At 61.5% G+C, this 16329-nt stretch carries 18 protein-coding genes; 14 read left to right on the forward strand and 4 right to left on the reverse strand.

Annotation, left to right across the window (positions count from 1 at the left end; all coding sequences use genetic code 11):
- Positions 1-92 precede the first annotated feature (92 nt).
- Positions 93-1430 carry an MFS transporter gene (locus PspR32_RS07395; protein ID WP_036994460.1) on the forward strand — a complete coding sequence of 446 codons (1338 nt, stop codon included), beginning with the start codon at positions 93-95 and terminating at the stop codon, positions 1428-1430.
- 63 nt (positions 1431-1493) lie between these two features.
- On the opposite strand, the gene PspR32_RS07400 is transcribed toward PspR32_RS07395, so the two are convergent.
- The 4 genes from PspR32_RS07400 to flgA all read right to left on the reverse strand — a co-directional run bounded on the left by PspR32_RS07400 (position 1494) and on the right by flgA (position 4069).
- Positions 1494-2237 (reverse strand): flagellar brake protein, encoded by a 744-nt coding sequence (locus PspR32_RS07400; protein ID WP_010224950.1) that lies wholly within the window; start codon positions 2235-2237, stop codon positions 1494-1496.
- Positions 2238-2317: 80 nt separating this feature from the next.
- A complete protein-coding gene (locus PspR32_RS07405; protein ID WP_010224951.1) occupies positions 2318-2785 on the reverse strand; it encodes a flagella synthesis protein FlgN in 468 nt (155 codons plus the stop codon).
- A gap of 45 nt (positions 2786-2830) precedes the next feature.
- A complete protein-coding gene (flgM, locus tag PspR32_RS07410; protein WP_010224952.1) occupies positions 2831-3148 on the reverse strand; it encodes a flagellar biosynthesis anti-sigma factor FlgM in 318 nt (105 codons plus the stop codon).
- 168 nt (positions 3149-3316) lie between these two features.
- Entirely contained in the window at positions 3317-4069 is a 753-nt protein-coding gene (flgA, locus tag PspR32_RS07415; RefSeq protein ID WP_010224954.1) for a flagellar basal body P-ring formation chaperone FlgA, read from the reverse strand.
- 69 nt (positions 4070-4138) lie between these two features.
- Between flgA and PspR32_RS07420 the strand changes: the two genes are divergently transcribed.
- From PspR32_RS07420 to flgK, 13 genes are all read left to right on the forward strand, one after another.
- On the forward strand, positions 4139-5068 hold the full coding sequence (locus PspR32_RS07420) for a chemotaxis protein CheV (protein ID WP_010224956.1): 930 nt from the start codon (positions 4139-4141) through the stop codon (positions 5066-5068).
- Positions 5069-5120: 52 nt separating this feature from the next.
- Positions 5121-5948: a protein-glutamate O-methyltransferase CheR gene (gene cheR / locus PspR32_RS07425; RefSeq protein WP_010224957.1), complete on the forward strand. Its 828-nt coding sequence runs from the start codon at positions 5121-5123 to the stop codon at positions 5946-5948.
- A gap of 225 nt (positions 5949-6173) precedes the next feature.
- A complete protein-coding gene (gene flgB, locus PspR32_RS07430) occupies positions 6174-6581 on the forward strand; it encodes a flagellar basal body rod protein FlgB (protein ID WP_010224959.1) in 408 nt (135 codons plus the stop codon).
- Positions 6582-6584: 3 nt separating this feature from the next.
- Complete coding sequence (gene flgC / locus PspR32_RS07435; RefSeq protein ID WP_010224960.1) at positions 6585-7028, forward strand: flagellar basal body rod protein FlgC; 444 nt, start codon at positions 6585-6587, stop codon at positions 7026-7028.
- Between the two features lie 15 nt (positions 7029-7043).
- Complete coding sequence (gene flgD / locus PspR32_RS07440; RefSeq protein WP_159388271.1) at positions 7044-7766, forward strand: flagellar hook assembly protein FlgD; 723 nt, start codon at positions 7044-7046, stop codon at positions 7764-7766.
- 31 nt (positions 7767-7797) lie between these two features.
- On the forward strand, positions 7798-9171 hold the full coding sequence (gene flgE, locus PspR32_RS07445; RefSeq protein ID WP_010224962.1) for a flagellar hook protein FlgE: 1374 nt from the start codon (positions 7798-7800) through the stop codon (positions 9169-9171).
- Positions 9172-9243: 72 nt separating this feature from the next.
- Complete coding sequence (locus PspR32_RS07450) at positions 9244-9435, forward strand: hypothetical protein (protein ID WP_010224963.1); 192 nt, start codon at positions 9244-9246, stop codon at positions 9433-9435.
- Between the two features lie 190 nt (positions 9436-9625).
- On the forward strand, positions 9626-10366 hold the full coding sequence (locus tag PspR32_RS07455; RefSeq protein ID WP_010224966.1) for a flagellar basal body rod protein FlgF: 741 nt from the start codon (positions 9626-9628) through the stop codon (positions 10364-10366).
- Positions 10367-10411: 45 nt separating this feature from the next.
- Complete coding sequence (gene flgG, locus PspR32_RS07460) at positions 10412-11197, forward strand: flagellar basal-body rod protein FlgG (protein ID WP_010224968.1); 786 nt, start codon at positions 10412-10414, stop codon at positions 11195-11197.
- Between the two features lie 54 nt (positions 11198-11251).
- Positions 11252-11947: a flagellar basal body L-ring protein FlgH gene (flgH, locus tag PspR32_RS07465; RefSeq protein ID WP_010224969.1), complete on the forward strand. Its 696-nt coding sequence runs from the start codon at positions 11252-11254 to the stop codon at positions 11945-11947.
- Between the two features lie 12 nt (positions 11948-11959).
- Positions 11960-13069: a flagellar basal body P-ring protein FlgI gene (locus PspR32_RS07470; protein WP_010224970.1), complete on the forward strand. Its 1110-nt coding sequence runs from the start codon at positions 11960-11962 to the stop codon at positions 13067-13069.
- Between the two features lie 11 nt (positions 13070-13080).
- A complete protein-coding gene (flgJ, locus tag PspR32_RS07475) occupies positions 13081-14280 on the forward strand; it encodes a flagellar assembly peptidoglycan hydrolase FlgJ (protein ID WP_036994312.1) in 1200 nt (399 codons plus the stop codon).
- 10 nt (positions 14281-14290) lie between these two features.
- A complete protein-coding gene (gene flgK, locus PspR32_RS07480; RefSeq protein WP_036994314.1) occupies positions 14291-16327 on the forward strand; it encodes a flagellar hook-associated protein FlgK in 2037 nt (678 codons plus the stop codon).
- Positions 16328-16329: the final 2 nt, after the last annotated feature.

Raw genomic sequence — 16329 nt, forward strand, 5'->3', positions numbered from 1 at the left:
GTTTTTTTATGCTCGCCGACGGCAAGGCGGTTTTTTTCACTTATGCTTTCAAGCAGTTTTTCCATCCGCTCAAGGAGCCAATCGGGACGCTGATGCGACAGATCTGGAAGTCTTTTCGCGCGCTGTATTTCGCGGCGCTGATGATGTTGATCGGCTCCGGCTTGTTGAGTACCTACCTGGCCCTGCGCCTGGCTGCCGATCATGTCGACAGCCTCTGGGTCGGTGCACTGATGGCCGCCAACTATTTCGGCCTGGCCCTGGGCGGCAAGATCGGCCACCGGCTGATTGCCCGGGTCGGGCATATCCGTGCCTACGCTACCTGCGCCGGTATCGTCGGGGCGGCGGTGCTCGGCCATGGTCTGGTCAGCTGGTTGCCGGCCTGGGTGGTACTGCGGGTCATCGTCGGCCTGGGGATGATGTGCCAGTACATGGTCATCGAGAGCTGGCTTAACGAGCAGGCTGACGCCAAGCAGCGTGGTGCGGTATTCAGTGGCTACATGATCGCCTCGTATCTGGGGCTGGTGCTCGGCCAGTTGATTCTGGTGGCGCACCCGCAGCTGGGCCTTGAGCTGCTGATGCTGGTGGCCATGTGTTTTGCCCTGTGCCTGGTGCCGGTGGCGCTCACTCGGCGGATTCACCCGGCGCCGCTGCGGCCTGCGCCGATGGAGCCGCGCTTCTTTATCAAGCGTGTGCCGCAGTCGCTGAGTACGGTGCTCGGTGCCGGGCTCATTGTCGGTTCCTTCTATGGCCTGGCACCGTTGTATGCAGCCAAGCAGGGGTTGAGTACCGAGCAGGTCGGTCTGTTCATGGGCTGCTGTATTTTTGCCGGGCTGCTGGTGCAGTGGCCGCTGGGCTGGTTGTCCGATCGCTACGACCGCGCCGTGCTGATTCGCAGTGTTGCGGTGGGCCTGGCGATTGTCGCCTTGCCGCTGGCGATCATGCCCAGCGTGCCGCTGGAGGTGCTGTTCGTAGTCGGCTTTGCCGTGTCATTGCTGCAGTTCTGCCTGTACCCGCTGGCGGTGGCGTTCTCCAACGACCACGTCGAGAGCGAGCGACGGGTTTCGCTGACGGCAATGCTGCTGGTGACCTATGGCGTAGGCGCGAGTATCGGGCCGCTGGTGGCCGGGGTGCTGATGAAGGTGCTGGGCAACCAGATGCTCTATGCCTTCTTCGTCTTCTTCGCCCTGGTGCTGGTCTGGCGCATCCGTCCGAAAGCGGTTACCGGCCTGCACCAGGTCGACGACGCGCCGCTGCATCACGTGGCCATGCCGGCGGCCGGTTCGCCATTGTCGGCAGCGCTGGACCCACGGGTTGACGAGCAGGTGGTGCAGGATCAGATGCAGACGCCGGTGGCAGCAGAGGATACCGAGGCGGAGGAGGGGGCTGAAGCTGAGGTTGTGGCTGAAGAGGTCAAGCCGATGCAGGTGTGATGCCATCGCGGGTCAAGCCCGCTCCCACACGGGGGGCAGGCTTGACCCGCGATAGGGGTCGACTCAGTAGTCGTCTTTATCGAAGCGCCGCGCTTCACGCTGCAACTGATAGACAAAGGTTTCAATCTTGCGCTGCATCTGCCCGTTGAGGTTGTGAAAGCGCACGCCGGCGAAGGTGGCGTTGATACGCTCTTCGAAGTGCAAGTGGCGCAGTTCCACCTCAACCTGAGACAAGCCCAGCGGCACACCGGTGGCGAACTTTTCGTAGACCTGGCCCAGTTGCAGGCGCTCTTCGACATTGCCTTCGAAGCGCAACTTGCAGCCGGTGGCGGAAATGTCCAGCAGTTTGCCGCGCAGGGCACCATTGCCCTTGAGCTTGTCGCCGTCGAGGACAACATCCACTAGCTGGGTAAGCTTGAGTGCCGCGCGAAAGGCATTGCGGCGCTGGTGATAGGCCACTTCGCTGGGCAGGGTGCCGCGGTAGCTGCGATGGCCGTCGGCCTCGACAATGCTCAGTGGGGTGTTGCACTCCCAGGCGATGCGCACACCATCATGAAAGCCTTCGACGCGAAACGGTTCGCCATTCTGCAGGTAGCGTTCGCCGTCACGGGGGATCATTTCATCAAGGGCCAGGCGATTGCCTTCGCGGTCGACTTCGACCACATAGCTTTGAAAACGCTGGCTGCGTTCGTGGAAGGTGATGATCAGCGGGTCATGGCTCTCTTGCAGCGACCGCAAGTTGGCGGCAATTTCCAAAGGGGTAGTCAGCACCTTCGGAGGCTGCGGAGCTTCTGCTTCATTGAACACGGTTAATCAATCTCCAGGCAAAAACGTCACACGCAAGTTACGGCATTTTGCCAGTATGTTCCGTGCCTTGATACAGGGAATCAAGCCTGGCTGAGTGCCTGTGGCTTGGCAAGGGGAGAGGTTGACCCACGGCTGTCGTAAAGCGACGGTGTTTCGCCGCCCATGAGGATTTTGATCTGGTTGGCCGTGGTGCTCTGCTGGAGCAGGATGGCGCGGCCGTTGCGCTCATTGACTGCCTGGCAGTCGCCCAGCAATTTGCCCAGTGCGTCCAGTTGTTGCAGCAGCAGTTCACCCAGAGGCGACTGGCTGGCCAGTTGGGCAACACCCTCGCGGTCCTGGGAAAGGCCCAGGCTGGCCAGCAGCTCGCTGCGTCGGCGGCCTTGCTGATCGAGCTGGATCACCAGCGACTGTTTGCGCGCCAGGATGTTTTCCAGCAGCGGCATGTCGCGACCGTGCAGGGCAGCGGCTTCGGTTTGCAGTAACTCGAGTAGATCTTGCGCTGGAGCAATATCGCTCTCGATCAGTTGCAGCAGAGTGGTGTCGTGCATGGCTGGCTCTTTGGTTCAAGCGTCCTGAAGTCAGCGCGCCAGGGGCTAGCGCTGGGCTTCGAAATTAAGCAGTTTGCTGGCGACGCGGTTGCTGTCGACCTGGTAGCTGCCGTCGGCGATAGCCTGTTTCAACTCGGCCACCCGGGCGCTGTTGACAATCGGCTGGTCGCGCAGCTTGTCGCTGACCTTTTGCAACTGCTGGGCCTCGTGGCTCAGGTGTACGGTTTCCCCGCTGGCGCTGTGCTCAACGGCGCTGCCGGCCTTGGCCGAAGCCGTGCTGGCAGTACTTTCCTGGCTGCTGCCAGTGCGCACGCCGCCGGCAACCGACGGGGAGTTATTCAAACGACTGAAGTCGATGACCATGATCAGAAAACCTCTGGGTATTTGGACGCTTGCCTTGTTTTCGGCCAACCCGAAAGAAACTTTAGGCGCAAATGCACGGCGGCCTGCGCGGCCAGTTCTGGGCACCCAATGGGACACAGTTTAGGAAAAGCAGTTCCTGATCGCCAGTGTTGTTCCTGATTCAAGTACTTACATGGCCACTTCCACCTGGCCCGGGCCGGTCACCCTGGCCTTGACCACCCGTTTGGAGTTGAGGTTGCGCACCCGGATCTGTTCGCTCAGGCCGCCCTTGCTCAGGGCTTCGCCGGGCATGCGCACGGCCAGGCTGCCGCTGCGCGCGGTAATCACCACCTGATCACCCTTGCGCACCACCTCGGCCTGCTCCAGGTGCTGGGGGGTGAGTACCTGGTCCATGACCGTTGGTCGGATAACCTTGAGCCCGACTGCCTGGTCGAGGTTGCCGAGAAAACCCTGGTTGAGCATGCCTACATCGCGCTCGCGCAGGGCTACGTCCTGTTCACCGACAATGCTGTCGCGCTTGAGCGGGCGGACCACGGTCACGACATTGCGAAACAGGCGTACCTGGGCGGGCACGAACACCGTCCACGGTGAGCTGCCGTCGCAGCGAACCCGCACGGTGACACGGCCCAATGGCTGCGCCGGGCTCTCCAGCGAGGCGCCCAGTTGCTGGTCGCACAGCGGCATGCGCAGGCGCGGGTCGAGGTTGTTGACCTGGATCTCGTAGCGGCCCTCGGTCTGGCTGGTGGCCAGATAGTCTTCTACGGTGAATTCAAGAAACCCCTGGGTGACACCGATAAGCTGTTCAGGCAAGGTGAAAGCGTCAGCCAGAGTTCGAACGCCAGGGGCCAGCAGGCACAGCGCAGCAAGGAAGCCGGGCAGGTGGCGGGTCAGGCGTCGGAAAAATGTCGTTTTCGTGTTCATACGATTAAAAAAAGCAAAGCGCGTGCCGACTGGGTACGAAGCTCGAAGCGTTTGGTGAAGGAGTCTGGCATGGCTGGTGTAATGGATTCGGTGAACCAGCGCACGCAACTGGTAGGGCAGAACCGCCTGGAGCTGCTGTTGTTTCGCCTCAATGGCGAGCAGCTCTACGGCATCAACGTGTTCAAGGTGCGGGAAGTGTTGCAATGCCCGAACCTGACGGTGATGCCCAAGTCCAGCCCGGTAGTGCGCGGGGTCGCGAATATTCGTGGGGCAACCATCCCGATCCTCGATCTGGCGATGGCGACCGGGATGCCCGGTCTGAGTGAAGAAACAAGCAAGAGCTTCGTCATCATCACCGAGTACAACACCAAGACCCAGGGGTTTCTGGTGCATTCGGTGGAGCGCATCGTCAACATGAACTGGGAGGAGATCCATCCGCCACCCAAGGGCACCGGGCGCGATCACTACCTGACGGCAGTGACCCGGGTCGACAACAAGATGGTCGAAATCATCGACGTGGAGAAAATCCTCGCCGAAGTGGCGCCGACCTCCGAGGCGATTTCCGCCGGTGTGGTCGATGCCGAGGTGCAGGACAAGGCGGTGATGCTGCGGGTGCTGACGGTCGATGACTCGTCGGTGGCGCGCAAGCAGGTCAGCCGTTGCCTGCAGACCGTCGGCGTCGAGGTGGTGGCGCTCAACGATGGCCGCCAGGCGCTCGACTACCTGCGCAAGCTGGTCGACGAGGGCAAGCGTCCGGAAGAAGAGTTCCTGATGATGATCTCCGATATCGAGATGCCGGAGATGGACGGCTACACCCTGACCGCCGAGATTCGCAGCGACCCGCGCATGCAAAAGTTGCACATCATCCTGCATACTTCGCTGTCCGGGGTGTTCAACCAGGCGATGGTCAAGAAGGTCGGTGCCGATGACTTCCTGGCCAAATTCCGGCCGGACGACCTCGCCCAGCGCGTTGTTGATCGGATCAAGGCCACGCACTAACGGCCAGGGGCGATCGCCCCTGGCGGTACATACGATTTAAGAGGCGGCATCATTGTCTACGGGTAATTTGGATTTCGAACAGTTCCGGGTCTTCCTGGAAAAAGCCTGTGGCATCCTGCTGGGCGAAAATAAGCAATACCTGGTCTCCAGCCGTCTCAACAAGCTGATGGAGCAGCAGGGCATCAAGTCCCTGAGCGAACTGGTGCAACGGATCCAGAGCCAGCCGCGCAGTGGCTTGCGCGAGCAGGTGGTCGATGCCATGACCACCAACGAAACCCTCTGGTTTCGCGACACCTATCCGTTTGAAGTGCTCAAGAACAAGGTATTGCCCGAGCAGATCAAGGCCAACCCCGGTCAGCGCCTGCGCATCTGGTCGGCGGCCTGCTCGTCGGGGCAGGAGCCGTATTCCATCTCCATGGCCATCGACGAGTTCGAGCGCAGCAATATCGGCCAGTTGAAGATGGGGGCGCAGATCGTTGCCACCGACCTGTCCGGCTCGATGCTGACCAACTGCAAGACCGGCGAGTACGACAGCCTGGCGATTGCCCGCGGCCTGTCCCAGGAGCGCCTGCAGCGCTACTTCGACGTCAAGGGGCCGGGGCGCTGGGCGATCAAGGCGCCGATCCGCAGCCGTGTCGAATTTCGCTCGTTCAACCTGCTCGACAGCTACGCGAGCCTGGGCAAATTCGACATCGTGTTCTGCCGCAACGTGCTGATCTACTTCTCGGCCCAGGTCAAGAAGGACATCCTCCTGCGCATTCACGGCACGCTCAAGCCGGGTGGCTACCTGTTCCTTGGCGCTTCCGAGGCGCTCAATGGCTTGCCGGATCATTACCAGATGGTCCAGTGCAGCCCGGGGATCATTTACCAGGCCAAATAGGCCTTAGCGGCAAGCCACAAGCTTCAAGCGGCAAGAAAGAGCAGATCGTGCACCGCCTGGCTTGTTCTTGCCGCTTGAAGCTTGCCGCTTGCCGCTCTTTTGCCACTTTTCTGGCATTGCCGCCACCGGCAAACACCTCAAAGCCCCGTATTTACGGGGTTTTGTTTTTTGGCATGGCTCTTGCTCTAGCTCAGTCAACGAAAAACCTTCGAAGGTTTCCCCGACATGAGCATCAGCTTCGACAAAGCGCTCGGCATCCACGAAAAGGCATTGGGCTTTCGCGCCCAGCGCGCCGAGGTGCTGGCCAACAACATCGCCAACGCCGACACGCCGAACTACAAGGCGCGCGACATGGACTTCGCTTCGGTCCTGGCGGCCCAGGCCGAGCAGACCAGCAAGGGCCATTTCTCGCTGGATCGTACCAACGCCCGGCACATCGAGGCCGAAGGCCTGAGCATGGGTGACGAGTCCCTGCAGTACCGTACGCCGATGCAACCGTCGATCGACCAGAACACCGTCGATGCCCAGCTCGAGCAATCGAGCTACGCGGAAAACGCCGTGGGCTTCCAGGCCAGCTTCACGCTGCTCAACAGTAAATTCAAAGGGCTGGTATCGGCCCTGCGCGGAGAGTAAGTCATGTCCCTCGCCAGTGTCTTCAACATTGCCGGTAGCGGCATGAGCGCCCAGACCACGCGTCTGAACACCGTCGCTTCGAACATCGCCAACGCCGAGACCGTCTCGTCGAGCATCGACCAGACCTACCGCGCCCGTCATCCGGTATTCGCCACCACCTTCCAGCAGGCCCAGGCCGGTGTCAGCCAATCGCTGTTCCAGGACCAGGACGCTGCAGGGCAGGGCGTGCAGGTGCTTGGCGTGGTCGAAGACCAGAGCAACCTCGAGGCGCGCTACGAGCCGAATCATCCGGCGGCGAACAAGGACGGCTATGTCTACTACCCGAACGTCAACGTGGTGGAAGAAATGGCTGACATGATCTCCGCCAGCCGCTCGTTCCAGACCAATGCCGAGCTGATGAACACGGCTAAAACCATGATGCAGAAGGTCCTGACCCTGGGTCAGTGATAAAGGACTAAGCCAATGGCTACTACCGTCAAAGACAGCACGCTCAGCCTGAACGACGTCATCAAGTCTTCCGGCAAGAAGACCACTGAGACCAGTTCCCTGGGCAGCACCGTCGCCGCCAAGGCCGGCAACAAGCAAACCCTGGGCAAGGATGCGTTCCTGCAGCTGCTGGTTACCCAGATGCAGCACCAGAACCCGCTCGACCCGCAGGACAACAGTGAATTCGTCGCCCAGCTGGCGCAGTTCAGTAGCCTGGAAGGCATTACCAGCCTGAACGAGTCGGTCAATGCGATCACCGGCAACTACAAGTCGTCCCAGGCCCTGCAGGCCTCGTCGCTGGTCGGCCGTTCGGTCATCACCCAGAGCGACAAGGCGGTGGTCGACACCACCAAGAGCTTCACCGGCTCCGTGGTGGTGCCACAGAGCATCAGTGCCGCGACCATCACCATCACCGACAAGGATGGCAAGGTGGTCAAGACCCTGCAGATGGGCGAAACCAAGGCGGGCAACGCCGAGTTCATCTGGGACGGTACCAACGACGCGGGCCAGAAAGTCGACCCGGGCACCTACAGCTTTGCCGCCAAGACCAAGGTCGAGGACAAGCAGGTGGAGATGTACACCTTGCTGCCGGCCACGGTCAGCAGCGTCACTATCAGTCAGACGGGTGGCGAGCTGATGCTCAACCTCGCCGGCCTGGGCAGCGTTGCCCTGTCCAAAGTCCAAACCATCGGTATATAGAGCCGGCTAACGCGGCACAAGGAGTGGAAAGATGTCTTTCAATATCGGCCTTAGCGGTCTCTATGCAGCCAACAAGCAACTGGACGTGACCGGCAACAACATCGCCAACGTTGCCACCACCGGCTTCAAATCGTCCCGTGCCGAGTTCGCTGACGCCTATTCGGCGAGCAAGCTCGGTGTCGGCAGCAAGACCGTCGGTAACGGCGTGACCCTGGCAGCGGTGTCGCAGCAGTTTGGCCAGGGTGATGTCAACAACACCGGCAACGTGCTGGACATGGGTATCCAGGGGCAGGGCTTTTTCGTCCTCAGCGACAATGGCTCGCTGAGCTACACCCGTGCCGGTGCGTTCCAGACCAACAAGGACAACTACGTTGTCACCGCGGACGGTATCCGCCTGCAGGGTTACGCCGCTGACTCCACCGGCAAGATTGCCAAGGGCGTGCTGACCGATCTGAAGATCGACACCTCGGCGCTGGCGCCGAAGTCGACCACGCTGATCGACCAGGGTATCAACCTGAACTCGTCGGCATCGCCGATTCCGTTGACCAAGCCTGATCCGAGCAACCCGGCTGCCACTATCCCCAACGCGCCGTTCAACCCGACTGACGAAAGCACCTACACCAAGTCGTTCCCGACCAAGGTCTACGACAGTCAGGGTAACGAGCACGTCATGGAGCAGTACTACCGCAAGACCGACACCAACGAGTGGACCATGTACACCCTGGTCGACGGTCGCAACCCCTACGATCCGGCCAGCGCCACGCCACTGACCGGCACCATGAGCTTCAACTCCGATGGCAGCATCAAGGCCATGTCCACCAGTGCCGCCGGTGTGCCGACCACGCCGCCAGGTCAGTACGAGTTCAGTGTGGCCAACAACACCTTCACCATGAAGGGCTGGATTCCGGCGGTGTATAACAAGACCACCAATACGTGGGGTCCTAACGGTTCGAGCGGCAACCCGGATGGCATGCGTCTGTCGATGAACAGCACCACCTCCTACAACACCGAGACGGCGCGGATGTCCCAGTCCCAGGACGGCTATGCCACCGGCATTCTCTCCAGCCTGAGCATCGACTCCACCGGTGTAATGTTCGCCAGCTTCAGCAACCAGCAGTCTCGCGCCATTGGCCAGGTGGCCATCGCCAGCTTCGCCAACGAGCAGGGCCTGGAGCAGATGGGCGGTACGCGCTGGAAAGAAACCTTCGCCTCGGGCATTCCGGGTATCGATGCGCCGACCACTGGCACCCTGGGCGCGATCAAGTCCAACGCGCTGGAGGCCTCGAACGTCAACCTGACCAACGAGCTGGTCGAGCTGATCAAGGCGCAGAGCAACTACCAGGCCAACGCCAAAACCATCTCCACCCAGAGCACCATCATGCAGACCATCATTCAGATGACCTGATTCGGGTGGCGTGAGTTGAGTATGGACAGACCCCTTTCTCGGAAGGGGTCTGTCGTTTCAAGGGTAAGGATCATGCTGCGACGTTTAAGTGTTGCCTTGCTGCTTGCGGGAGTGCTGGGCGCTCAGGCCTGGGCCGACATGGCGCCATGGTATCGCTGGGAAAGCCAGGCCGACGGTCGCCTGGTGTGCGCGCAGTTTTCCCCGGGGCCGGGCTGGAAGCTGTTTGCCGGGCCGTTCAACAATGCCGGTTGCCGTGACTACTGAAACTTGCCGCTAGCGGCAAACCGGCGCCGTATTTTCGACGGCGCTTCTCTCGCGGTTCTCTTCGTGCGCCGCTCAAGCCCTTGTCTGCCGGGCGTTTTCCGTTGTTTGTAAAAGTTGGTTTGAAACTTGCTACAGGCACTGCAGAGCAGCGGCGGACGGCAAGTGTTCGCCAGCGCAGCGGAGGATGACTGTGGACAAGATGCTATACGTGGCCATGACCGGCGCCAGCCAGAACGCGCTGGCGCAAAAGGCCCATGCCAACAACCTGGCGAACATTTCCACCAGCGGTTTTCAGCGCGACCTGGAGCAGGCGCGTTCGATGCCGGTGTTTGGTGACAGCTTTCCGGCGCGGGCCTATGCCATGACCGAGCGCCCGGCCACCGATTTTAGCCCGGGCTCGATGCAGGAGACCGGTCGCGACCTGGATATCGCCATCGGCGGTGACGGTTTTATCGCCGTGCAGGCCCCTGATGGCAGTGAAGCCTATGTGCGCACCGCCAGCCTGAACATTGACGGTCTGGGCGTGCTGCGGGCCGGCAACGGCATGCCGGTGATGGGCAACGGCGGTCCGATTGCCGTGCCGCCAGAGCAGAAGGTCGAGGTCGGCCAGGACGGCACCATCAGTATTCGCGCCATGGGCGAAGGCCCGCGGGTGATGGCCGAGGTCGACCGCATCAAGCTGGTCAACCCGGACCTGAAGAACATGACCAAGGGCCTGGACGGCATGATCCATACCAAGAACGGCCAGCCTGCCGCTGCCGATGCCAACGTCCAGGTGGTCTCCGGTTTCCTGGAGTCAAGCAACGTCAATGCGGTCGAGGAAATGACCTCGGTGTTGGCGCTGTCCCGTCAATTCGAATTGCACGTCAAGATGATGACCACGGCCAAGGAAGGCGACGAAGCCATGGCTCGGGTTTTGCAAATCGGCTAATTACACAGACGTAGCGCCGTAAAACAGGCGCGCGAGGAGAACAGCATGCTTCCGGCTCTTTGGGTCAGTAAAACCGGTTTGTCCGCCCAGGACACCAACCTGACCACCATTTCCAACAACCTGGCCAACGTTTCGACCACCGGCTTCAAGCGTGATCGTGCCGAGTTCCAGGACCTGCTCTACCAGATCAAGCGTCAGCCGGGTGCCCAGTCGACCCAGGACAGCGAACTGCCGTCGGGCCTGCAAGTCGGTACCGGTGTGCGCATCGTCGGCACCCAGAAGAACTTCAGCACCGGCAGCCTGCAGACCACCGAGAACCCGCTGGACATGGCGGTCAATGGCCGTGGCTTCTTCCAGATTTTGCAGCCGGACGGCACTGTTTCGTACACCCGTGACGGTACCTTCCACCTGAACTCCGATGGCCAGATCGTCACGGCCAACGGCTTTGCCCTGGAGCCTGCGATCGTCGTGCCGCCCGAGGCGCAGACCTTCACCGTCGGCCAGGACGGCACCGTGTCGATCACCACTGCCGGCAACCCGGCGGCGCAGATCATCGGCAACATCCAGACCGCCGACTTCATCAACCCGGCCGGCCTGCAGGCCATGGGCAGCAACCTGTTCCTGGAAACCGCCGCCAGCGGCGCGCCGCAAATCGGTACCCCGGGCCTCAACGGTTTTGGCGTGGTGCAGCAGCAGACCCTGGAAAACTCCAACGTCAGCACCGTGGAAGAGCTGGTCAACATGATCACTACCCAGCGTGCCTACGAAATGAACTCCAAGGTCATCTCCACCGCCGACCAGATGCTCTCGTACGTTACCCAGAACCTGTAAGTGAAGTCTTCGAGGTCGCTTGAACGGCGCCTGTTACACCGTGAGGTCAGAGTCATGAGTCGTTTGTTTTGCATACTAGCCCTGAGTGGGGTCGCCTTGCTGGCCGGTTGCGTCGCGCCGACGCCCAAGCCCAACGATCCCTACTACGCGCCGGTATTGCCGCGCACGCCATTGCCGGCGGCGGCCAACAACGGCTCGATCTACCAGGCCGGTTTCGAACAGAACCTGTACAGCGACCGCAAGGCTTTCCGGGTCGGTGACATCATCACTATCACCCTCAACGAGCGCACCCAGGCGAGCAAGAATGCCAACTCGCAGATCGACAAGAACAGCAAGGCCGAACTCGGCCTGACCTCGTTGTTCGGCAGCAGCGTGACCACCAACAATCCGTTTGGTGATGGCGACCTCAGCCTCAGTGCCGGCTACAGCGGCGACCGCTCAACCAAGGGTGATAGCAAGGCGGCCCAGGGCAACACCCTGACCGGTTCGATCACCGTCACCGTTGCCGACGTGCTGCCCAACGGCATCATTGCCGTGCGCGGCGAGAAGTGGCTGACCCTCAACACCGGCGACGAGCTGGTGCGCATCGCCGGGATGATCCGTGCCGATGACATTGCCACCGACAACACCGTGCCTTCGACCCGTGTTGCCGATGCGCGCATTACCTACTCGGGCACCGGCTCGTTCGCCGATGCCAGCCAGCCGGGTTGGCTTGACCGGTTCTTCATCAGCCCGCTTTGGCCTTTCTAGGTTCGGATGACCATGTTCAACTTCAAGCAGCTGATTGCCGCTACGATTCTGCTGTCCACTGCGTTCGCCGTGCAGGCCGAGCGTCTGAAGGACATCGCCAGCATTTCCGGCGTGCGCACCAACCAGCTGATCGGCTACGGCCTGGTGGTGGGGCTCAACGGCACGGGTGACCAGACCACGCAAACGCCGTTCACCCTGCAGACCTTCAACAACATGCTCTCGCAGTTCGGCATCAAGGTGCCGCCGGGGTCGGGTAACGTGCAGCTGAAGAACGTCGCTGCGGTGTCGGTGCATGCCGACCTGCCGGCGTTCGCCAAGCCGGGGCAGGTGGTGGACATCACCGTCTCGTCGATCGGTAACTCCAAGAGCCTGCGCGGCGGCAGCCTGTTGATGACCCCGCTCAAGGGTATCGACGGTAACGTCTACGCCATCGCTCAGGGCAACCTGGTGGTCGGCGGTTTCGATGCCGAAGGCCGCGATGGCTCGAAGATCACCGTCAACGTCCCGTCGGCTGGCCGCATTCCTGGCGGTGCCTCGGTGGAGCGTGCCGTGCCCAGCGGTTTCAACCAGGGCAACAGCCTGACCCTGAACCTCAATCGCCCGGACTTCACCACCGCCAAGCGCATCGTCGACAAGGTCAACGAGCTGCTCGGCCCGGGTGTGGCCCAGGCCCTGGACGGTGGTTCGGTGCGAGTCACTGCACCGCTCGATCCAAGCCAGCGGGTCGACTACCTGTCGATTCTCGAGAACCTCGAAATCGATCCGGGCCAGGCCGTGGCCAAAGTCATCATCAACTCGCGCACCGGCACCATCGTCATCGGCCAGAACGTCAAGGTCTCGCCGGCGGCGGTGACTCACGGCAGCCTGACGGTGACCATCACCGAAGACCCGATCGTCAGCCAGCCTGGGCCGTTCTCCAATGGTGAGACTGCCGTAGTGCCGCGCTCGCGAGTCAATGCCGAGCAGGAAGCCAAGCCGATGTTCAAGTTCGGCCCGGGTACCACCCTGGATGAAATCGTCCGCGCGGTGAATCAGGTGGGCGCCGCGCCCGGTGACCTGATGGCGATCCTCGAAGCCCTGAAACAGGCCGGCGCCTTGCAAGCCGACCTGATCGTGATCTGAGGGGGCGGACCATGGATATGCCGAAAAGCGCCTTCAATGCTGCCGACAGTGGCGCCTACACCGACCTCAATCGCCTGAACTCGCTGAAGGTCGGCGATCGCGACAGCGACGCCAACCTGCGCAAGGTGGCCCAGGAGTTCGAGTCGCTGTTTCTCAACGAGATGCTCAAGTCGATGCGCTCGGCCAGCGATGTGCTGGCCAAGGACAACCCGCTCAACACCGAGACCACCAAGCAGTACCAGCAGATGTACGACCAGCAACTGGCGGTGAGTATGTCCCGCGAGGGCGGTGGTATCGGCTTGCAGGAAGTGCTGATGCGTCAGTTGTCCAAGCAGAAGGCCAGTGCCGCGAGCAACAACAGCCCGTTCCCGCGGGTGGATATCCAGCAGCGTCCGTTGTGGGCGGCCAAGGTGGCCGAGCCTGAGCGCGGTGAACACGCCACGGCCGCACGCAACGACATGGCCGCACTCAATTCGCGGCGCCTGGCACTGCCGGGCAAGCTGACCGATCGCCTGCTGGCTGGCATCGTGCCGTCGGCCGGTGCCGCCGCAGCCACCACCAACACCGCGGCCTTGCCGCAGCGCACCACGGCGATGACCGATGCCGTGGTCAAGGGTGACTGGCAGTCGGCGCAGAGCTTTGCCGCGCCGGGCTCGATGCGCATCTATGGTCGCGCCGTGGCCCAGCCGCCATTGGCGCCGGCCAAGCGCGCATTCGGCTCCTCCGATGAGTTCGTCGCCACCATGCTGCCGATGGCCGAGCAAGCCGCCAAGCGCATCGGTATCGATCCGCGCTACCTGGTGGCCCAGGCTGCGCTGGAAACCGGCTGGGGCAAGTCGGTCATGCGTCAGGCCGATGGTAGCAGCAGCCACAACCTGTTCGGCATCAAGGCCACCGGCAACTGGCAGGGCGGCCAGGCGCGGGCGATCACCAGCGAGTTCCGCGACGGCCAGTTCGTCAAGGAGACCGCAGCGTTCCGTTCCTACGACTCCTACCAGGACAGCTTCCATGACCTGGTCAGCCTGCTGCAGAACAACGCGCGCTATAAAGAAGCGGTGAAGTCGGCCGATAAGCCAGAACAGTTTGTGCGGGAGCTGCAGAAGGCCGGGTATGCAACCGACCCGGACTACGCCAGCAAGATTTCGCAGATCGCAAAACAGATGAAGTCGTACGAGAGCTATGCGGCTGTCGGTACTACAACGAAACTATAAGGTTTGAACCATGGCGAGTTTGATCAATATCGGCTTATCCGGTGCCAGCAATGCCCAGTCAGGTATGCACACCACGGGTAACAACATCACCAACGTCGATACCGCCGGTTACTCGCGCCAGCAGAATATCCAGAGCACAAAAGGCTCGATTCGCGAAGGCCATGTGTTCATCGGAACCGGTACCACCCTGGCGGACGTGCGCCGGGTGTACAACAACTTCCTGGAAAACCAGCTGCGGACCACCTCGTCGCTGAGCAGCGACAGCAATGCCTATCTGGACCAGATCGGGCCGATCGACAAACTCCTGTCGGACAAGGACACCGGTATTACCGGTGCCCTGAAAAGCTTCTTCTCGTCGCTGCAAAATGCCGCGGCCAAACCTACCGAAGATGCTTCGCGGCAGTTGCTGCTGACCAGTGCCCAGGCCCTGAGCAAGCGCTTCAATACCATCGCCGCGCAGCTCAACCAGCAAAACAGCAACCTCAACGGCAACCTGTCGTCGATGAGCACCCAGGTCAACAACCTGACCGCAGCCATTGCCCAGTACAACGACCAGATCTCGCGGGTCTCGGTGGTGCAGGGCAGCCCCAACGACCTGCTCGACAAGCGCAACGAAGCGGTGCGCCAGCTCAGCGAGCTGGTGGGCGTGGATGTGACCGAGCGCGAAGGCAACCTGGATGTCTACCTGAAAAACGGCCAGTCGCTGGTGTTGGGTACGAGCACCAATACCCTGTCCACGGTCGCCAGCCCGACCGATCCGACGCGGATGAACCTGCAGCTCAATCGCGGTACTACCAAGATCGATATCACCGCCAGCGTCACCGGTGGTGAAATCGGCGGCGTGCTGCGCTACCGCACCGATGTGCTCGACCCGAGCCTGAACGAGCTGGGGCGGGTCGCGCTGGTGGTTGCCGATCAGATCAACAGCCAGTTGGCCCAGGGGATCGACAAGAACGGCAACTTCGGCGCGTCGATGTTCAATGACATCAACAGCGCGGCCCTGATCAGCCAGCGCAGCATTGCCAAGGCCGGTAACAGTGCAGGCTCCGGCAACCTTGATGTGACTATCAAGAACACCGGCAAGCTGACCACCAGCGACTATCAGGTGACCTTCACCAGCGCGACCGGCTACAGCGTCAAGAAACTGCCTGACGGTACCGACATGGGGTCCTTCGACCTTAACGACAATCCGCCCAAGGTGATCGATGGCTTTAGCCTGAACCTCAATGGCGGTGCGGTGCAGGCTGGCGATTCGTTCAAGATCACCCCGACTCGCGGGGCGGCCGGCAGCATCGATACCGTGCTCACCGATCCCAAGCGCATTGCCCTGGCGGCGTCGCTCAATGCCACCAGTGGCGCGGGTAACCAGGGGACCGGGATCATCGGCCAGCCGAACCTGACGTCCAAGCTGGATATCTACGATTCGACCCAGCGCCTGGCGCTGGAGAACGGTCTGAAGTACTCGACGCCGGTCAAGCTGGTGTTCGGCGATGAGAAGACCGTCCCGCAGACCTACACCGTGCACAACGCCAAGGGTGATCCGATCGCGAGCGGGACCATCATTCCGGGGCAGGAAAACAAGCTGCAGATCAACGTGCCGATCGTCGATGCCAATGGCAACGCCGTCACGCCGGCGGCGACCTTCAGCTTCGACATGACCGTGGCCGGTGCGCCGAAGAAGGGTGACAACTACACCGTGGCCATGACCGGTGCCGGCTCTGCCGACAACCGCAACGGCCAGGCAGTCATTGACCTGCAGACCAAACAGACCATCGACCTGGGCGATAACGGCAGGGGCGTCAGTTTCACCGATGCCTACGGCAAGCTGGTCGAGAACGTTGGCGGCAAGACTGCCCAGGCCAAGCTCGACAGCGATGCGACCGGTGCCCTGCGCAAGTCGGCCAGCGAAGCCAGTAACTCGGTGTCGGGTGTCGACCTGGATGAAGAGACCGGCAACCTGATCAAGTACCAGCAGTACTACACGGCCTCGTCGCAGATCATCAAGATCGCCCAGGAAACTTTCAGCACGCTGATCAACAGCCTTTAAGG

The organism is Pseudomonas sp. R32, from assembly GCF_009866705.1.
Lineage (GTDB): Bacteria > Pseudomonadota > Gammaproteobacteria > Pseudomonadales > Pseudomonadaceae > Aquipseudomonas > Aquipseudomonas donghuensis.